Consider the following 16,986-nt stretch of genomic DNA (forward strand, 5'->3'; position numbering starts at 1 on the left):
TATGTATGGGCAACTCGAAAGTTGCCCTTACATTATTCTTCTAATCTAATATCTAATCCTAAACCTTTCAATTCGTGCATAAGTACGTTGAATGATTCTGGAAGTCCTGGTTCTGGCATTGGCTCTCCCTTAACGATTGCTTCGTAAGTTTTAGCTCTACCAATAACATCATCTGATTTTACAGTAAGGATCTCACGTAGTGTACTTGATGCTCCATATGCCTCAAGTGCCCAAACTTCCATCTCACCAAAACGTTGACCACCAAATTGTGCTTTACCACCTAATGGTTGTTGCGTAATTAATGAGTATGGTCCAATAGAACGTGCGTGCATTTTATCATCAATCATGTGACCAAGCTTAATCATATAGATGACACCAACTGTTGCTGGTTGATCAAAACGATCACCTGTTCCACCATCATAAAGATAAGTATGACCAAATCTTGGAATACCAGCTTCATCTGTATAAGCGTTAATTTGATCTAAAGTTGCACCATCGAAAATTGGAGTGGCATACTTTTTACCTAAATCTTTACCAGCCCAACCTAAAACGGTTTCATAAATCTGACCAATGTTCATACGAGAAGGTACACCAAGTGGATTTAATACAATATCAACTGGAGTTCCATCTTCTAAGAAAGGCATATCTTCTTGACGAACGATACGAGCAACAATACCTTTGTTACCATGACGACCTGCCATTTTATCACCTACTTTTAGCTTACGCTTCTTAGCAATATAAACTTTAGCTAACTTAATGATACCTGCAGGTAATTCATCACCAACAGAGATTGTAAACTTCTCACGTCTTAAAGATCCTTGAAGATCATTTTCCTTAATCTTGTAATTATGGATTAAATCGGCAACAAGTTCATTTGTATGGTCGTCAGTAGTCCATTTTCCAGAAGTTAAATGTGTATAATCATCCACAGCATTTAACATTTTCAATGTATACTTCTTACCTTTAGGAATAATTTCCTCCCCTAAGTCATTATAGATACCTTGAGCAGTTTTTCCATTAACGATGTTGAATAATTTATCAACAAGAACATTTTTAAGATCATCGAATCTGTTATCGTAAGCATCTTCTAGCTTTTCGATATCTTCTTTATCTTGTGCTCTCTTACGTTTATCTTTAACGGCTCTAGCAAATAATTTTTTATCGATAACCACACCATGAAGCGATGGAGATGCTTTTAAAGAGGCATCTTTTACATCACCTGCTTTATCACCAAAGATTGCTCTTAAAAGTTTTTCTTCTGGTGTAGGATCTGACTCCCCTTTAGGTGTAATTTTACCAATTAAGATGTCACCTGGCTTAATTTCCGCACCAATGCGAATCATACCATTTTCATCTAAATCTTTAGTTGCTTCTTCAGAAACATTAGGAATATCATTAGTTAACTCTTCGTTACCTAATTTTGTATCTCTAACTTCTAAAGAATATTCATCAATATGGATAGATGTAAAGACATCTTCTCTCACTACTTTTTCAGAAATTACAATTGCATCCTCAAAGTTATACCCTTTCCAAGGCATAAAGGCTACTTTCATATTTCTACCAAGTGCTAATTCTCCATTTTCAGTTGCATAACCTTCACAAAGTACTTGTCCTTTTTCAACTTTATCACCTTTCTCAACGATTGGTTTTAAGTTAATAGATGTCCCTTGGTTCGTTTTTCTGAATTTTACTAATGGATATGTTTTAGTATCGCTATCGAAGCTCACCATAGCAGCTTCTTCCGAACGCTCGTATCTAATAGTAATTTTCTGAGCGTCTACATATTCTACTGTACCAGGTCCTTCTGCATTAATTAAGACTCTTGAATCTGATGCTACTTGACGTTCTAAACCAGTACCTACAATTGGTGCTTCAGGACGTAATAATGGTACAGCCTGACGCATCATGTTAGATCCCATCAATGCACGGTTGGCATCATCATGTTCCAAGAATGGAATTAAAGATGCTGAAATCGATGCAATTTGGTTTGGCGCAACATCGGTATAGTTAACACTTGTTGGTTCAATAACAGGGAAATCACCTTCTTGACGAGAGATAATTTTATCTGCTAATATCTTTCCATCCTTATCAACTTTAATAGTTGCTTGAGCGATTAACATATCTTCTTCCTCTTCAGCACTTAAATATACTGGAGTATTCTTAATATCAACCACACCATTATCAACTTTACGGTATGGAGTTTCAATGAATCCCATTGCATTCACTTTTGCGAATACTGATAAAGACGAAATTAAACCAATGTTTGGTCCTTCTGGTGTTTCAATAGGACATAAACGTCCGTAGTGTGTATAGTGAACATCACGCACTTCGAAACCTGCTCTTTCTCTTGACAAACCACCTGGTCCTAATGCTGAAAGACGACGCTTATGCGTAATCTCTGCTAGAGGATTCGTTTGGTCCATAAATTGAGACAGCTGATTTGTTCCAAAGAATGAATTAATAACAGACGATAAGGTCTTAGCATTAATTAAATCTATTGGAGTAAACACTTCATTATCACGAACGTTCATACGTTCACGAATAGTACGTGCCATACGTGCTAAACCAACACCAAACTGAGAAGATAATTGCTCACCAACTGTACGTACACGACGGTTAGATAAGTGGTCAATATCATCAATCTCTGCTTTAGAATTGATAAGCTCAATTAAATACTTTATGATTGTTATAATATCTTCTTTGGTAAGCACTTGCTTATCCATACCGATATCTAACTGTAATTTTTTGTTCATTCTGTAACGGCCTACTTCACCTAAAGAGTAACGTTGGTCAGAAAAGAATAATTTGTCAATAATACCACGTGCTGTTTCCTCATCAGGCGGCTCAGCATTACGTAGTTGACGGTAAATATGTTCAACAGCTTCTTTTTCAGAGTTTGTTGGATCTTTTTGTAATGTATTGTGAATAATTGCGTAATCTCCTTGTTGCGCACTTTCTTTATGTAAAAGAATGGTTTTAACTTCAGCTTCAAGAATTTCTTCAATATTATCTTTATCAATGATTGTGTCACGATCTAATACAATTTCGTTACGCTCAATAGACACTACTTCACCAGTATCTTCATCAACGAAATCCTCATGCCATGTATTCAATACACGTGCAGCTAATTTACGACCGATAACTTTCTTTAATCCAGACTTAGAAACTTTGACTTCTTCTGCAAGATCAAAAATTTCTAAAATATCTTTATCACGCTCAAATCCTATAGCACGGAAAAGCGTTGTAACAGGTAATTTTTTCTTTCTATCAATATAAGCATACATTACTTGATTGATATCTGTGGCAAATTCTATCCAAGATCCTTTAAAAGGAATAACTCTAGCAGAATATAATTTGGTTCCATTAGCATGGAAAGACTGGCTAAAGAATACACCAGGTGATCTATGCAGTTGAGAAACTACAACACGCTCTGCACCATTGATACAAAATGTACCACTTGGAGTCATGTAAGGAATAGTACCTAAATATACATCTTGAACTATTGTTTCGAAATCCTCATGTTCTGGATCCGTACAATACAATTTCAATCTTGCTTTTAAAGGCACACTATATGTTAATCCCCTTTCAATACATTCTTCTATAGAATATCTAGGTGGATCGATAAAGTAATCTAAAAATTCTAGTACGAATTGATTACGCGTGTCTGTTATTGGGAAGTTCTCCATGAAGGTATTGTATAAACCTTCAGTACCTCTTTCTTCTGACTTTGTTTCTAATTGGAAAAAATCCTGGAAGGATTTAATTTGGATATCCAAAAAGTCTGGGTAATCTGTCCTATTTACAATAGAAGAGAAATTAATTCTTTCAGCCTTTTTTGCTAACATTGATGAACGAGATTTTTATTAAATAAAAACTAAAAAATGTATATAACGTTTATATACACAAAAGGGTTTAGGTCTTAGAGTACGACTCTAGACCTAAACCTTGTATTGTTGAATGAGTAAGCTTACTTAAGCTCAACCTCAGCTCCAGCGTCTTCTAATTGCGATTTTAAAGCTTCTGCTTCATCTTTAGAAACACCTTCTTTAATTGGGCTTGGTGCATCATCAACTAAACCTTTAGCTTCTTTTAAACCTAAACCAGTTAATTCTTTAACTAATTTTACTACAGCAAGTTTAGAAGCACCTGCCGCTTTTAAGATCACATCAAATTCAGTTTGCTCTTCAGCAGCGTCTCCACCACCAGCAGCTGGACCAGCCACAGCTACTGCAGCAGCAGCAGGCTCAATACCGTACTCATCTTTTAATATTGTTGCTAATTCATTAACTTCTTTTACTGTTAAGTTAACTAATTGTTCTGCGAAATCTTTTAAATCTGCCATTTTTCTATTGTTTAATAATGTGTGTTATAATATAATTTTCTATTGTGTAATTTTAAAATTATCCTTCTCTTTCGGATAATGTTTTAACGATGCCTGCTATAGTACCTCCACTAGATTTAAGTGCTGAGATCACATTCTTAGCTGGAGACTGTAGTAAGCCTACAATTTCACCGATAAGTTCTTCTCTAGACTTAATATCTACTAAAGCATCTAATAAATCATCGCCAATGTAAATAGATTCCTCTATAAAAGCTCCTTTTAATAAAGGCTTTTCAGATTTTTTACGGAATTCTTTAATTACTTTAGCTGGCCCGTTTCCAGTTTCAGAATACATTACTGATGTATTTCCTTTTAAAGTAGATGGTAAATCACCGAATTCTTTATCCGATGCTTCCATTGCTTTCTCTAAAAGCGTATTCTTTACAACAGCTAATTTAATATTAGCTTTGAAACATGCTCTTCTTAAGTTAGAAGTTGTTGCTGCATCTAATCCAGAAATATCAGTTAAATAGATATTTGTATTATCTGCTAATTGAGCAGTCAACTCTTCAATTACTTGGGATTTTTCTTCTCTTGTCATAATGTTCTAAGTTTAACTACTATCCTATTTTTGTATCAACTGCTATACTTGGGCTCATAGTACTAGACATATAAATGCTCTTTACATAAGTTCCTTTTGAAGCGGTTGGCTTTAATTTCATAATTGTAGATAATAATTCTTGAGCATTCCCAATAATTTTATCAGTACTAAACGATGCTTTACCTATTGGTGCATGTACAATACCTGTTTTATCTACTTTAAAATCGATCTTACCAGCTTTTACTTCTGCAACTGCTTTAGCTACATCCATAGTTACTGTTCCTGTCTTAGGGTTAGGCATAAGACCTCTTGGTCCTAATACTCTACCTAATGGTCCTAACTTACCCATAATGCTTGGCATAGTAACGATAACGTCAACATCTGTCCAACCATCTTTAATTTTTTGTAAGTATTCATCTAACCCAACATAATCAGCACCCGCTTCTTTAGCTTCTGCTTCTTTATCTGGAGTTACAAGTGCAAGAACCTTCATGTCTTTACCAGTACCGTGTGGTAATGAAACTACACCACGTACCATTTGATTGGCTTTACGTGGATCTACACCTAATCTGATTGCTAAATCGATAGAAGCATCAAACTTTGTATATGTAATTTCTTTTAGTAAAGCTGAAGCTTCTTCTAAAGAGTAAACCTTGTTATTATCAACCTTTGCTCTTGCTTCTTTTTGCTTCTTTGTTAATCTTGCCATTTCTAAAAATTTAGTTTGGAGCTTCACCTCCTTTAACAGTGATACCCATCGATCTTGCTGTACCGGCAACCATTTTCATAGCTGATCCGATTTCAAAGGCATTTAAATCTACCATTTTGTCTTCAGCAATTGCTTTGATTTGATCCCAAGTTACTTTTGCTACTTTACGTCGGTTAGGTTCTCCTGATCCTTTCTTTACTTTGGCCGCTTCTAATAATTGTACTGCTGCTGGTGGGGTCTTGATTACAAAATCAAATGATTTGTCTTTGTAAACAGAGATTGCCACAGGTAAAACTTTACCTTGTTTATCTTGTGTTCTCGCATTAAACTGCTTACAGAACTCCATGATATTAACTCCAGCGGCACCTAAAGCGGGTCCTACCGGTGGCGATGGATTCGCAGCACCTCCCCGAACTTGTAGCTTAACTACTTTGTCTATTTCTTTTGCCATTTCTTAATGTTTATTACGCCTATCTATATTGGAAGCATAGATAAAACGCTCTTTATGTAACAATTATTAAACTTTTTCTACTTGCATATAACTCAATTCTAATGGTGTTTTTCTTCCAAATATCTTAACCATTACCTCAAGCTTACGCTTTTCTTCATTAATTTTCTCAATAGTACCATCAAATCCGTTAAATGGACCATCGATAACTTTAACAGTTTCACCTTTTGTAAACGGAATTGCTACATTAGCATCTGCTTCAACAGACAATTCATCTACCTTACCTAACATTCTGTTAACTTCAGACTGTCTTAGTGGCACAGGATCACCACCTTTTGTTTCACCTAAGAAACCAATCACATTAGTAATTGATTTGATAATGTGAGGGATCTCACCACTTAAATTGGCTTGAACCATAATATAACCTGGAAAATAAACTTTTTCTTTGTTAATTTTTTTTCCGTTACGTATTTGAATTACTTTTTCGGTTGGTACTAAAACCTGATCAACATAATCCTCTAAACCTAATCTTGAAATTTCACTTTCAATATAAGACTTGATTTTGTTTTCTTGACCGCTTACCGCTCTAACAACATACCATTTTTTATCAGACATATCCTCTTCGTGTATACTTGTTAGTGAATCATTTCAAAATAAGCTTTTACTGCTCTACTAAAAACAGTATCAACACCCCAAATAGCTAATGAAAAAATAATTGAAAACACAGCTACAATCACCGTTAACTTTTGAGCTTCGGGCCATGGTGTCCATGACACATTGTTCTTTAACTCTGCAAACGATTCTTTTATATATGTTATTAATCCTGCCATTTGATTATTACTTTTATTAAGGATTAAACATTAATCCGTTTATATTTCTTTGCACGGGTTGAGAGACTCGAACTCACGACACCTGGTTTTGGAGACCAGTGCTCTACCAACTGAGCTAAACCCGTATTAAGATTTCGCTTTATCCTTCTAATATCTCTATCAGATCAGCCAAACCTGTAAACAATAATCAAGGCGTCCCGAAATATCGAGACACCTTAATTAATTATTTAACTATATTATTTAGTCTAATATCTCAGTAACCTGACCAGCACCAACTGTTCTACCACCTTCACGGATAGCGAAACGTAAACCTACGTTCATTGCAATTGTGTTAATCAACTCAACAGTAATTGTTAAGTTATCACCTGGCATTACCATTTCAACTCCATCAGGAAGCGCAATGTTTCCAGTTACGTCAGTTGTACGTACGTAGAACTGTGGACGATAGTTATTATGGAATGGAGTGTGACGTCCACCTTCTTCTTTTTTAAGGATATAAACCTCAGCTTTAAATTTAGCGTGTGGTGTTACAGAACCTGGCTTACAGATTACCATACCTCTAGAGATTTGAGATTTCTCAATACCTCTTAATAAGATACCAGCATTATCACCAGCTTCTCCTCTATCTAATATTTGACGGAACATTTCAATACCAGTAATAGTAGATGTTAATTTCTCAGCACCCATACCAATGATCTCAACAGGATCTCCTGTGTTAGCTACACCAGTTTCAATACGACCAGTTGCAACAGTACCACGACCTGTAATAGAGAATACATCTTCGATAGGCATTAAGAAAGGCTTATCCATATCACGAGTAGGCTCTTCAATCCAGTTATCAACAGCTTCCATTAATTCTAAAACTGTATCAACCCATTTTTGTTCACCATTAAGTGCACCTAAAGCAGAACCTGCAATTACAGGACCATTATCACCATCATACTCATAGAATGATAATAAATCTCTGATTTCCATTTCAACTAATTCTAATAACTCTTCATCATCAACCATATCCACTTTATTCATGAATACAACGATACGAGGAATACCTACCTGACGACCAAGTAAGATATGCTCACGAGTTTGAGGCATAGGACCATCTGTTGCAGCAACAACTAAAATAGCACCATCCATCTGAGCAGCACCAGTAACCATGTTCTTTACGTAATCCGCGTGACCTGGACAGTCAACGTGAGCGTAGTGACGATTATTAGTTGCATATTCTACGTGTGAAGTATTAATTGTAATACCTCTTTCTTTTTCTTCAGGTGCATTATCAATCTGATCGAATGATCTTGCTTCTGAATAACCTGCATCAGCTAATACTTTAGTAATAGCAGCAGTTAAAGTTGTTTTACCGTGATCTACGTGTCCAATAGTACCAATATTCAAGTGTGGTTTTGAACGATCGAAAGTTGCCTTTGCCATGTTTAATTTATTTTAATCTTAATTTTATTATTAGTGTTCAATTGTTATTCTAAATGTATCTTAGAAAAAAAAGAGCCAATGACGAGAATTGAACTCGTGACCTCTTCCTTACCAAGGAAACGCTCTACCCCTGAGCTACACCGGCTTTTCATTTACGATTACCGATTGGTTAGATTTACGAAGTGAAAATCACGCGTATTATACTCGTAAATTTTAGAGCGAGAGACCGGGTTCGAACCGGCGACATTCAGCTTGGAAGGCTGACGCTCTACCAACTGAGCTACTCTCGCATTTATAATTAAGTTTCCTTAACTAAGGGTTTCAATATTTCAAATATCATTTTCTACTTAGATTACTTTGCTTTAATTAGCAATCTAGGATTAATGACCAATCCTTTCAATTATAAAAATGCAATTTTAAAATCACATATCTAAAATTATTGTGGGGAGAGCAGGATTCGAACCTGCGAAGACGTAGTCAGCAGATTTACAGTCTGCCCTCGTTGGCCGCTTGAGTATCTCCCCAAAACACAATTTCAATATTTCAAAAACTAAACTCTTAAAGAGCCGATGGAGGGACTCGAACCCACGACCTGCTGATTACAAATCAGCTGCTCTAGCCAGCTGAGCTACATCGGCTTTTTCTTACTTTTTCACCTCAAAAAAGAGAGTACAAAAAAGCCCGCTATTTCTAACGGACTGCAAATGTAAGATTTTATTTTTTTAATCAAAACATTTTTTGAAAAAAATTTAACTATGTGCTCTTAATTTTTCTTTTCGTTTTTTGATTTGTCTTCCTAATGAGGCTATTGCGGCATCTGCACCTTCCTCAAAAGATTTACATTGTTTCTTCACTACAAAGCTATCTCCAGGTACACTTAGCTTAACTTCAAAGATTTTATTCTCTTTATCGCTGGTATTTTCGACTTTTAAATATACATCGGACTGAATTATTTTATCATAGAACATCTCTAGCTTATCCATTCGTTTCTGAATAAAATCAATTAGCTTGCTATCTGCCGTAAAATTAACGGATTGTGTGTTTACTTTCATTTAGTTTATTTTAAATTAAACATGTATAATTATTGGTTTTAACACCAATTCATAAATCATAAGTTAGTTTAACGCTGATTTCTTGGATGTGCTTTAGCATGCACTTTTTTTAATTCGGCAATACTATTGTGTGTATACACTTGAGTTGCTGCCAAGCTAGTATGACCAAGAAGTTCTTTTATTGCGTTTAAATCTGCACCTTGGTTCAGTAAGTGCGTTGCAAACGAATGCCTTAATACATGAGGGCTACATTTTGCTTTCGTTGATGCAATACTAAAATACTTATTTATTATTCTGTAAACAAGCTTTTCGTAAATTTTAAGACCTTTTTTTGTTAAAAACAGAACCTCTCTATCTTCTATCCTTTCCAATTTGCTCCTGTAACCTAAATAACGCCTTAAAGATTTAGATATAGTATCTATTAGAGGAATGTAACGCTCTTTATTGCGTTTGCCAATTACTTTTATTTGATTATTGCCACTATCAATATCTGACAACTTCAAATTAACCAGTTCAATCCGTCTAATTCCTGTGGCATAAAACAATTCAATTATCAAATGATTTCTAGCACTTTCAAAATCATTAATTTCTATTGCGTCTTCTAGTACAATCTTTAATTCTTGCTCTGAAAATGGAAGTTGAACCTTCTTTCCTACTTTTAAAGCTTTATGTTTTTTTAAAGGATTACTATCAATGTCTTCCGTTTTTAGTAAAAATTTATAATAGGTGTTCAATGATGACACTTTTCTATTAATGGTTCTATTCGAAATTTTACGATCTACTAATGTAACAATCCATTGTCGTATTTCAGAATAACCAACTTGTGCTACTTTTTCAGAATTGTGATGCTGCTTTAAGAAATCTTGAAAGTTTTCGATATCTTTTGTATAAGCTAATACAGTATGCTTAGAATAATTCTTTTCTAATAATAAATAATCTGAAAACGATTTTAGACTCATGACTACAATTTGAAGAATTTTAAATATAACTATTAACTCCAACTAATTTGATTATAACACAAAAAAATCCCGCTGTAAAGCAGGATTTTAATTTTGTTATAGGTCTTATTTATTATGTTGCTGGTTTATAATCCTTATTGTCGATAACCATTTTTGCTATAATTTCTTTTAATATCTCAGATGTTCCACCACCAATTGGACCTAAACGACTATCTCTAGACATACGTGCTAATGGATATTCTTCCATATAACCATAACCTCCCAAAAACTGAAGACACTGATAAATAACATCATCTGCCATCTTAGTGGATTGTAGTTTAGACATCGTTGCTTCTTTAACCACATAATCTCCCATATCTAAACGTTTTGCTACGTAATAGTTAAACTGCTTACAAATTTCCATTTGTGTTTCGCAATCGGCATAGGTATGTCTTAAGGCTTGAAACTTATCTATCGTTCTTCCAAAAGCTGTTCTTTCTGACATGTATTGCTTTGCGTATTCTAAAGCATATTCTGCTCTAGCATGCGAATTGACTCCCATAATTAAACGTTCTAACGAAAAGTGCTGCATAATATATGGAAACCCTTGTCCTTCTACTCCCATTAAGTTTGATGCTGGGATTACCACATTATCAAAGGCAATCTCTCCTGTATCTGACGCTCTCCAACCCAACTTATCTAATTTGGTAGCTGAAATACCAGGCGTATCTCTATCCATTACAAAAATACTAATGCCTTTATTTCCTAATTCTGGATTTGTTTTAGCGGCAACAACTAAATAATCACTATAAACCCCATTTGTAATAAAGGTTTTAGATCCATTAATAACATAGGTATCTCCTTCTTTAACCGCTGTTGTACGCATACCCGCAACATCACTACCTCCAAAAGGTTCTGTAATACAAAGACATCCTATTTGATCACCAGAAATACTATCCGCCAAATATTTTTCTTTAATCGCTTCATCTCCTTCTTTATTCAAATGCGTCATTGCTAAATAGGCATGCGCCCACATTGCTGCAGCAAATCCGCCAGAGTTAATGCGTTGTAATTCTTCTAAAAAGATAACGGTATAAAATAAATCTAAATCTAATCCTCCATATTTTTCTGGATAAGCTAATCCAAAATAGCCCATATCGCCAAATTTTTTCCAGATGAAACGTTCTATATGACCCGTTTCTTCCCATTTATCAATATGTGGTACTACTTCCTTTTGCAAGAAATTTCGGAGACTCTCTCTGAATAAATTGTGCTCTTCTGTGAAATATAAATTAGACATAAATTAGTGTTTGTTATAGATGCAAATATAACTTAATTATCTCTATTTTTTTGATGGGAAAATCTTGAACTTTTGATAATTCATCTAAATATCTAAAGCCTTCTCTTAAAGTTCGTTCTTCAATAATACTATGTGCGATTTCGTAATCGATATACTTTATAGTTACTAATTCATCTCGAGTTGCCGTATTAAGATTAAGCGTTTTAATTGCTCGAGGTGTCTTAACCGTAAAATCTTCTTTAATACGTTCAATGACTTCTGGCGACAAACCATAAATTTCACTCAATTCTATATCTGCAGCAAACCCTCCTTTAAGTCGATTTCTATATTTAATAATCCGCTCCGATAATTTTTCACCAACACCATACACTCTCTTTAATTGATCAGCCGTGGCTATATTTAGATCGATTTTCTGAGTAAATGATTTAGGTTTTGTTGCGTTTGAATGCGCCTTAGTGTACTCTTGATACTTAACTTTAGGTTTTGTCACCCAAACTGGAAACTTAAAATATGGAGAAATAGCGTCTAATAAAGAGTCTGACACTTTAGTAACCTCTTGAAATTGCTTGGCAGAATTCACCCATTGGTCGCTTTCTCTAAACTTATGAAGTCTATCAATTTCCTCATTACTCAGCCCTAAAGTATACCCTTTATAATCCGTAATATAATTGGGATTGAATGGGTAAATCTTCGGTTTTCTCTTCTCAATTTCTACTAAACGAAGGGAATCTAATTCTTTTTTAAAAGCATCTAATTGCTTTCGATTTTCAGGAAGGTCATTAGCTGTCGGAGAGAAGATATTTGGTGCAAACCAATAGAGACATTGTACAATTAGAATGATAGCTAACAACAAAAAAATCCCACTCCGTTGTTTATTAGAAAACTGGAAATGGGATTTCATATGTATAATCGTTTTTTTTATAACATCTCGTTTAAATCATCTGCACCTTCTTCTATGGCATCGTGTTTAACATTAATTGCTTTATAATATTTCTTCAATTCCATTTTAATAATTGGAGATAATATTACAACACCTATAATATTAGGAACTACCATCGCAAAGATCATAGCATCTGAAAAATTAATAACAGCTCCCAAACTAATAGAAGCACCAACAACTACAAAGAATAAAAATAATATTTTATACGCTAAATCTGATATTTTTCCTTTTCCAAATAAGAATACCCAACCTTGCATTCCGTAGTAAGACCAAGAAATCATTGTTGAGAATGCAAATAAGATTACTGCAATAGTAAGTACAATTGAGAAGTGAGGAATCACAGAATCAAATGCGGTTGCTGTAATTTCGACACCTTCTTTAATCTCAACACCATATTCCATAAAACCACCATCAAAATTAGTAATTACAATTACTAACGCAGTCATTGTACAAATTACAACGGTATCTACAAAAGGTTCTAAAAGGGCAACAATCCCTTCAGACGCCGGATATTTTGTACGAACAGCTGAATGTGCAATTGCAGCAGACCCAACACCTGCTTCGTTAGAAAAAGCTCCTCTTCTAATACCTTGAATCATCACACCAACAAGACCACCTGCTATTCCCAATCCTGAGAATGCACCTTCATATATCAATGCAAACGCATCGTCGATTAAGCTAAAATTCGCTCCTAATATAATTAAGGAAGCTAACACATATATTCCTGCCATAAAAGGCACAACTTTTTCGGTCACCTTAGCAATACGCTTAATTCCACCAATAATCACAACCGCTACAAGAGCAGCCATAACTAAACCAAAATACATCCCTGCGTTAGATGCTGGATCTAAATCGAATACTTTAACAAATTGTGCAGCTGCTTGATTAGCTTGAAACATGTTTCCTCCACCAAAAGAGCCACCTATAACAAATATGGCAAATAGCACAGCTAATACTTTACCAAAACCTCCCATACCTTTAGATTTTAATCCTTTGGTTAGGTAATACATTGGACCACCATAAACAGTACCATCTTCTCCAACATCTCTATATTTTACACCAAGTGTACATTCAGCAAACTTTGAAGCCATCCCTAATAATCCTGCAAAAATCATCCAAAAGGTAGCTCCTGGTCCACCAATAGATAATGCAACAGCAACACCAGCAATATTCCCTAAGCCTACGGTTGCAGACAAAGCCGCTGTTAAAGCCTGAAAATGCGATACTTCCCCATCTGCACCATCATCTCTCATGGTTTCAATTATGTTTTCACCTTCATTGGCTGTATTATCACCATATAATGTATCTGCACCATGTTTTTCAATATCTTCATACTGTCCTCTAACAACTCTAATAGCCATTCTAAAACCTGTGATATTGATAAATTTAAAATAAATAGTAAAAAACAATGCCCCACCAATTAGCACGATAAGTACCCAAGGAATTTTATAAGTTTCTGAAAATGGAATTTCATAAAAAACAGCCTCAACAAACCAGCCCGTGTAATCCTTAAAAATAGCATCAATTTTTTCGGAAGTTGTTTCTTGGGCAAAAGTCAAAAACGGTATTAAAATTGTAAAAATTGATAGAAGATATTTCTTCATGAGTTATAGTTATTAGTTAGTTTAATGGTTAGTTATTGCATTTTAAAGATGACAAGATGCAAAAAAAAAATGAGCCTGTAAAGTATAGACTCATAAAATGAATGTAATGATTATTCAATTTTGTATTCAGAATTCAATCTCATAATCTGTTCAGGCCGTCCTAATACAATTATTTTAGAACCAGGAACCAACTTGGTATCTGCTTCTGGGTTAACAATGTATTCGCCTTTAGCATCTTTAAAACCAATGACAGTACACCCTGATTTTTTACGTAAATCTAGGTCTCTAATTGTTTTGGCTTGTTGGGCATTATAAAGCAACTCTACTTTTACTTCTTCAATGTTGATATTTCGTTCTCCAATAACACCTAAATTATCTATAAACTCTACTAAATCTGGGATTACCACTAAGGAAGCCATATGATCACCACCTATTTTATCTGGCAGAATAACATTATCTGCACCTGCCAATTTTAGTTTATTATAAGATGTCTCTTCAGAAGCCCTACTAATTATTTTAAGATTTTTATTAATCTGCCTTGCAGATAACACCACAAATAAATTATCCGCATCATTTGGTAAAGCACAAATTAAAGTACTCGCTTTTTCAATACCTGCTGTAAAAAGTATTTCATCTTCATTCGCATTTCCTAGGACAAATAGAATTGCTTCGTCTTCAAATTTTTCAATCACTTCTTTATTGCGCTCAATAATAACAAAAGGCTTATTATAAGCTAATAATTTCTTGGCTGCCTGTTTACCATTGCGTCCATAACCGCAAATGATAATATGATTGGTCATGGCATCTATTTTCTTCTGCATCTTACGTTGTTTTATGTCTTCAAAATTATTTCTATTGAGAATATAATCGGTTATGATAGAAATGGCATAACCCACAATTACGACACTGGTTAAAATTAAAAAAATAGTAAAAATTTTAGATTGTGGATCAAGAGGTATGACTTCTGCAAACCCAACAGTTGTAACTGTAATTACCGTCATATAAACGGCATCGAGCCACTCGTAGCCAGAAATAAATCTATAGCCAAAGACACCTATACAAAGCAACAAGGCCAACATCAGTATAGCAGTGTAAATCTTAGACCTGTAAAGTCTTAAAAGCGGATTATCCATGGTATACCTCTAAAATCATAAATCGAAAACTGAAGATCGTTTTGTATAAACGATATCCTTAATACGCATCCAAAATGCTAAGAACAAATAGAGTGCAAATCCAAAACCTACCGTAACAAATGTAAGGTATATAAAAGAAGTTCTTACAATTTTTGCTCTAATCCCTAAACGATCGGCTATACGTTGACAAACGTAATAGCCACGTTTTTGGAAATACAATAAGAGATTATAGAACCATTTCATGAGTTTATATCTATTGTTTATTTAGGATGCCTGTTGTTCGTTATCATCATTCCACTGGATGATAAAACGTTTAACATGTGCTCTTGAAGTTGCAAGTTACTTAATTTTCACAATAAAGCTATTACCAATAGCACATTGTAAACACTTATTTTTATCGCAGTACTGATGCTTTAACTGCAATAAAGCTTGAGAATTTAGCGCGTTTTTCTCTATAGTTTTTAAGTCTAGAAATTTAGAAACAATACTATTAGTTTCCATCTTAATGTCTTTTATAAGCTCAAATATATGATCTTCAATTGACTTCCCTTTTGCTTTAGCATAGCTAAATTTCAATGGTATAAGCGTATTGAGGATTAATAAATCTATAAACGACTTGGTCATTCCTTTTTTATAAGGCTTTGAAGATTTGGCAAACGTATAATGGGTCATCCAAAATTGCGTCACTCCTTTACCAAAGAATTTATACAACTCCTCAAGTGTATTTAAATCCATCACTTTTGAGAACAAATTTGGTTCTGAATTGTACAAATTGGCAAATTGCGATAAACGTATGGTTGGAAAATTTGGTGGCCTCAATCTAAAAAATTGTAAAGGCATAACCCCTTTGTTATCTAGATTAAATTTCCGTTTTAGGAATCCATATCGTTGTTTAAGGTCTATGAAATAAATATCTTCAATGTCGTTTTCTTCTAGTAAACGCGATTGTCCAAAAAACAAGGCTTCCAGATTTAGAACATCATTTTGCAATTTTCTTATTATTGAAAAATCAATAGAATTGGCTAAACTTAGGAAAGGCTCACCATTTACTTTCAATCCAAAGTTTTTCAATAGCATCTTGAATAAGACCGCTTCCCAATCATTATTAGAAGACTTTAATAAGTACCGAATGGTTTCTGATTTTTGCTCTAGGCGTTCTATATACAAACGCTCTAGCCAATTAGTAAGTAGAAAATCATCAACATTGTTGAAATCAGATTCGCAATTAATCCACGATTTTGATTGCATCAGTTTTTGATACTTATAAAGTAAGGTTTTATCAACGTAGTGTTTTAGTTCTAAAGTAGGAATTTCTGAATTGTCTTTTCTAAAGATTTCGGTATCGTGTTCCCAAACGACATGAAGAATGACGTTATCATAGGCTTTATCCGTTTCATGATTATGCACATACCAATCTGAAGATTTAATATGAATCTCAACATTACCTGCCCAAAGTTGATTTGCAATACTTAATTGCGCATTGAAAAAATCTGGACCAGCATTATGATTGTGCTGACCTAAATTAGCAATAGCAATAGACTCATCTTTTGTTGTTTTTAACAAAGATGTATTGAAGGCTTTATATTTCCATATGTAATGAAGGAAGTCTTCTTGCATATAGCTAAAATAAAATTTATACCACAAAAAACATAAATTAATCTTAAATCACTCTTAATCATGAC

General features: G+C 34.3%; 16 protein-coding genes and 5 tRNA genes. All 21 read right to left on the reverse strand.

Annotated elements, in window-relative coordinates:
* Nucleotides 1-32: 32 nt before the first annotated feature.
* Nucleotides 33-3,845: a DNA-directed RNA polymerase subunit beta gene (gene rpoB, locus ACXGSQ_RS17330; protein ID WP_458627393.1), complete on the reverse strand. Its 3,813-nt coding sequence runs from the start codon at nt 3,843-3,845 to the stop codon at nt 33-35.
* 122 nt (nt 3,846-3,967) lie between these two features.
* Nucleotides 3,968-4,342: a 50S ribosomal protein L7/L12 gene (rplL, locus tag ACXGSQ_RS17335; RefSeq protein ID WP_458627394.1), complete on the reverse strand. Its 375-nt coding sequence runs from the start codon at nt 4,340-4,342 to the stop codon at nt 3,968-3,970.
* Between the two features lie 58 nt (nt 4,343-4,400).
* Nucleotides 4,401-4,922, reverse strand: coding sequence for a 50S ribosomal protein L10 (gene rplJ / locus ACXGSQ_RS17340; protein WP_458627395.1), 522 nt, complete (start codon nt 4,920-4,922; stop codon nt 4,401-4,403).
* 19 nt (nt 4,923-4,941) lie between these two features.
* Complete coding sequence (gene rplA, locus ACXGSQ_RS17345; RefSeq protein ID WP_173302194.1) at nt 4,942-5,631, reverse strand: 50S ribosomal protein L1; 690 nt, start codon at nt 5,629-5,631, stop codon at nt 4,942-4,944.
* 10 nt (nt 5,632-5,641) lie between these two features.
* The gene (gene rplK, locus ACXGSQ_RS17350; protein ID WP_458627396.1) at nt 5,642-6,082 is read right to left on the reverse strand and encodes a 50S ribosomal protein L11; all 441 of its coding nucleotides are present in this window, start codon (nt 6,080-6,082) and stop codon (nt 5,642-5,644) included.
* Nucleotides 6,083-6,148: 66 nt separating this feature from the next.
* Entirely contained in the window at nt 6,149-6,694 is a 546-nt protein-coding gene (gene nusG / locus ACXGSQ_RS17355) for a transcription termination/antitermination protein NusG (RefSeq protein ID WP_458627397.1), read from the reverse strand.
* 20 nt (nt 6,695-6,714) lie between these two features.
* Nucleotides 6,715-6,909, reverse strand: a complete 195-nt coding sequence (secE, locus tag ACXGSQ_RS17360) for a preprotein translocase subunit SecE (RefSeq protein ID WP_458627398.1) — start codon at nt 6,907-6,909, stop codon at nt 6,715-6,717.
* Nucleotides 6,910-6,961: 52 nt separating this feature from the next.
* A tRNA-Trp gene (locus ACXGSQ_RS17365) sits at nt 6,962-7,034 on the reverse strand.
* 115 nt (nt 7,035-7,149) lie between these two features.
* Nucleotides 7,150-8,337, reverse strand: coding sequence for an elongation factor Tu (tuf, locus tag ACXGSQ_RS17370; RefSeq protein WP_458627399.1), 1,188 nt, complete (start codon nt 8,335-8,337; stop codon nt 7,150-7,152).
* 73 nt (nt 8,338-8,410) lie between these two features.
* Nucleotides 8,411-8,482 (reverse strand) — tRNA-Thr (locus tag ACXGSQ_RS17375).
* 72 nt (nt 8,483-8,554) lie between these two features.
* Nucleotides 8,555-8,627: transfer RNA gene (locus tag ACXGSQ_RS17380), tRNA-Gly, on the reverse strand.
* 152 nt (nt 8,628-8,779) lie between these two features.
* A tRNA-Tyr gene (locus ACXGSQ_RS17385) sits at nt 8,780-8,861 on the reverse strand.
* 40 nt (nt 8,862-8,901) lie between these two features.
* Nucleotides 8,902-8,975: transfer RNA gene (locus tag ACXGSQ_RS17390), tRNA-Thr, on the reverse strand.
* A 111-nt stretch (nt 8,976-9,086) separates the two neighbouring features.
* Nucleotides 9,087-9,389 (reverse strand): ribosome hibernation-promoting factor, HPF/YfiA family, encoded by a 303-nt coding sequence (gene hpf, locus ACXGSQ_RS17395; RefSeq protein WP_458627400.1) that lies wholly within the window; start codon nt 9,387-9,389, stop codon nt 9,087-9,089.
* 68 nt (nt 9,390-9,457) lie between these two features.
* Nucleotides 9,458-10,348 (reverse strand): tyrosine-type recombinase/integrase, encoded by an 891-nt coding sequence (locus tag ACXGSQ_RS17400; protein WP_458627401.1) that lies wholly within the window; start codon nt 10,346-10,348, stop codon nt 9,458-9,460.
* A gap of 112 nt (nt 10,349-10,460) precedes the next feature.
* Nucleotides 10,461-11,627 (reverse strand): acyl-CoA dehydrogenase family protein, encoded by a 1,167-nt coding sequence (locus ACXGSQ_RS17405; RefSeq protein ID WP_458627402.1) that lies wholly within the window; start codon nt 11,625-11,627, stop codon nt 10,461-10,463.
* A gap of 13 nt (nt 11,628-11,640) precedes the next feature.
* Nucleotides 11,641-12,528 (reverse strand): ComEA family DNA-binding protein, encoded by an 888-nt coding sequence (locus tag ACXGSQ_RS17410; protein ID WP_458627403.1) that lies wholly within the window; start codon nt 12,526-12,528, stop codon nt 11,641-11,643.
* A 17-nt stretch (nt 12,529-12,545) separates the two neighbouring features.
* Nucleotides 12,546-14,171: an alanine/glycine:cation symporter family protein gene (locus ACXGSQ_RS17415; RefSeq protein WP_458627404.1), complete on the reverse strand. Its 1,626-nt coding sequence runs from the start codon at nt 14,169-14,171 to the stop codon at nt 12,546-12,548.
* Between the two features lie 110 nt (nt 14,172-14,281).
* Entirely contained in the window at nt 14,282-15,304 is a 1,023-nt protein-coding gene (locus ACXGSQ_RS17420) for a potassium channel family protein (RefSeq protein ID WP_458627405.1), read from the reverse strand.
* Between the two features lie 15 nt (nt 15,305-15,319).
* On the reverse strand, nt 15,320-15,547 hold the full coding sequence (locus ACXGSQ_RS17425) for a PspC domain-containing protein (protein WP_458627406.1): 228 nt from the start codon (nt 15,545-15,547) through the stop codon (nt 15,320-15,322).
* 96 nt (nt 15,548-15,643) lie between these two features.
* A complete protein-coding gene (locus ACXGSQ_RS17430; protein ID WP_458627407.1) occupies nt 15,644-16,921 on the reverse strand; it encodes a DUF2851 family protein in 1,278 nt (425 codons plus the stop codon).
* Nucleotides 16,922-16,986: the final 65 nt, after the last annotated feature.

The sequence above is a fragment of the Winogradskyella sp. PC D3.3 genome (assembly GCF_054366245.1).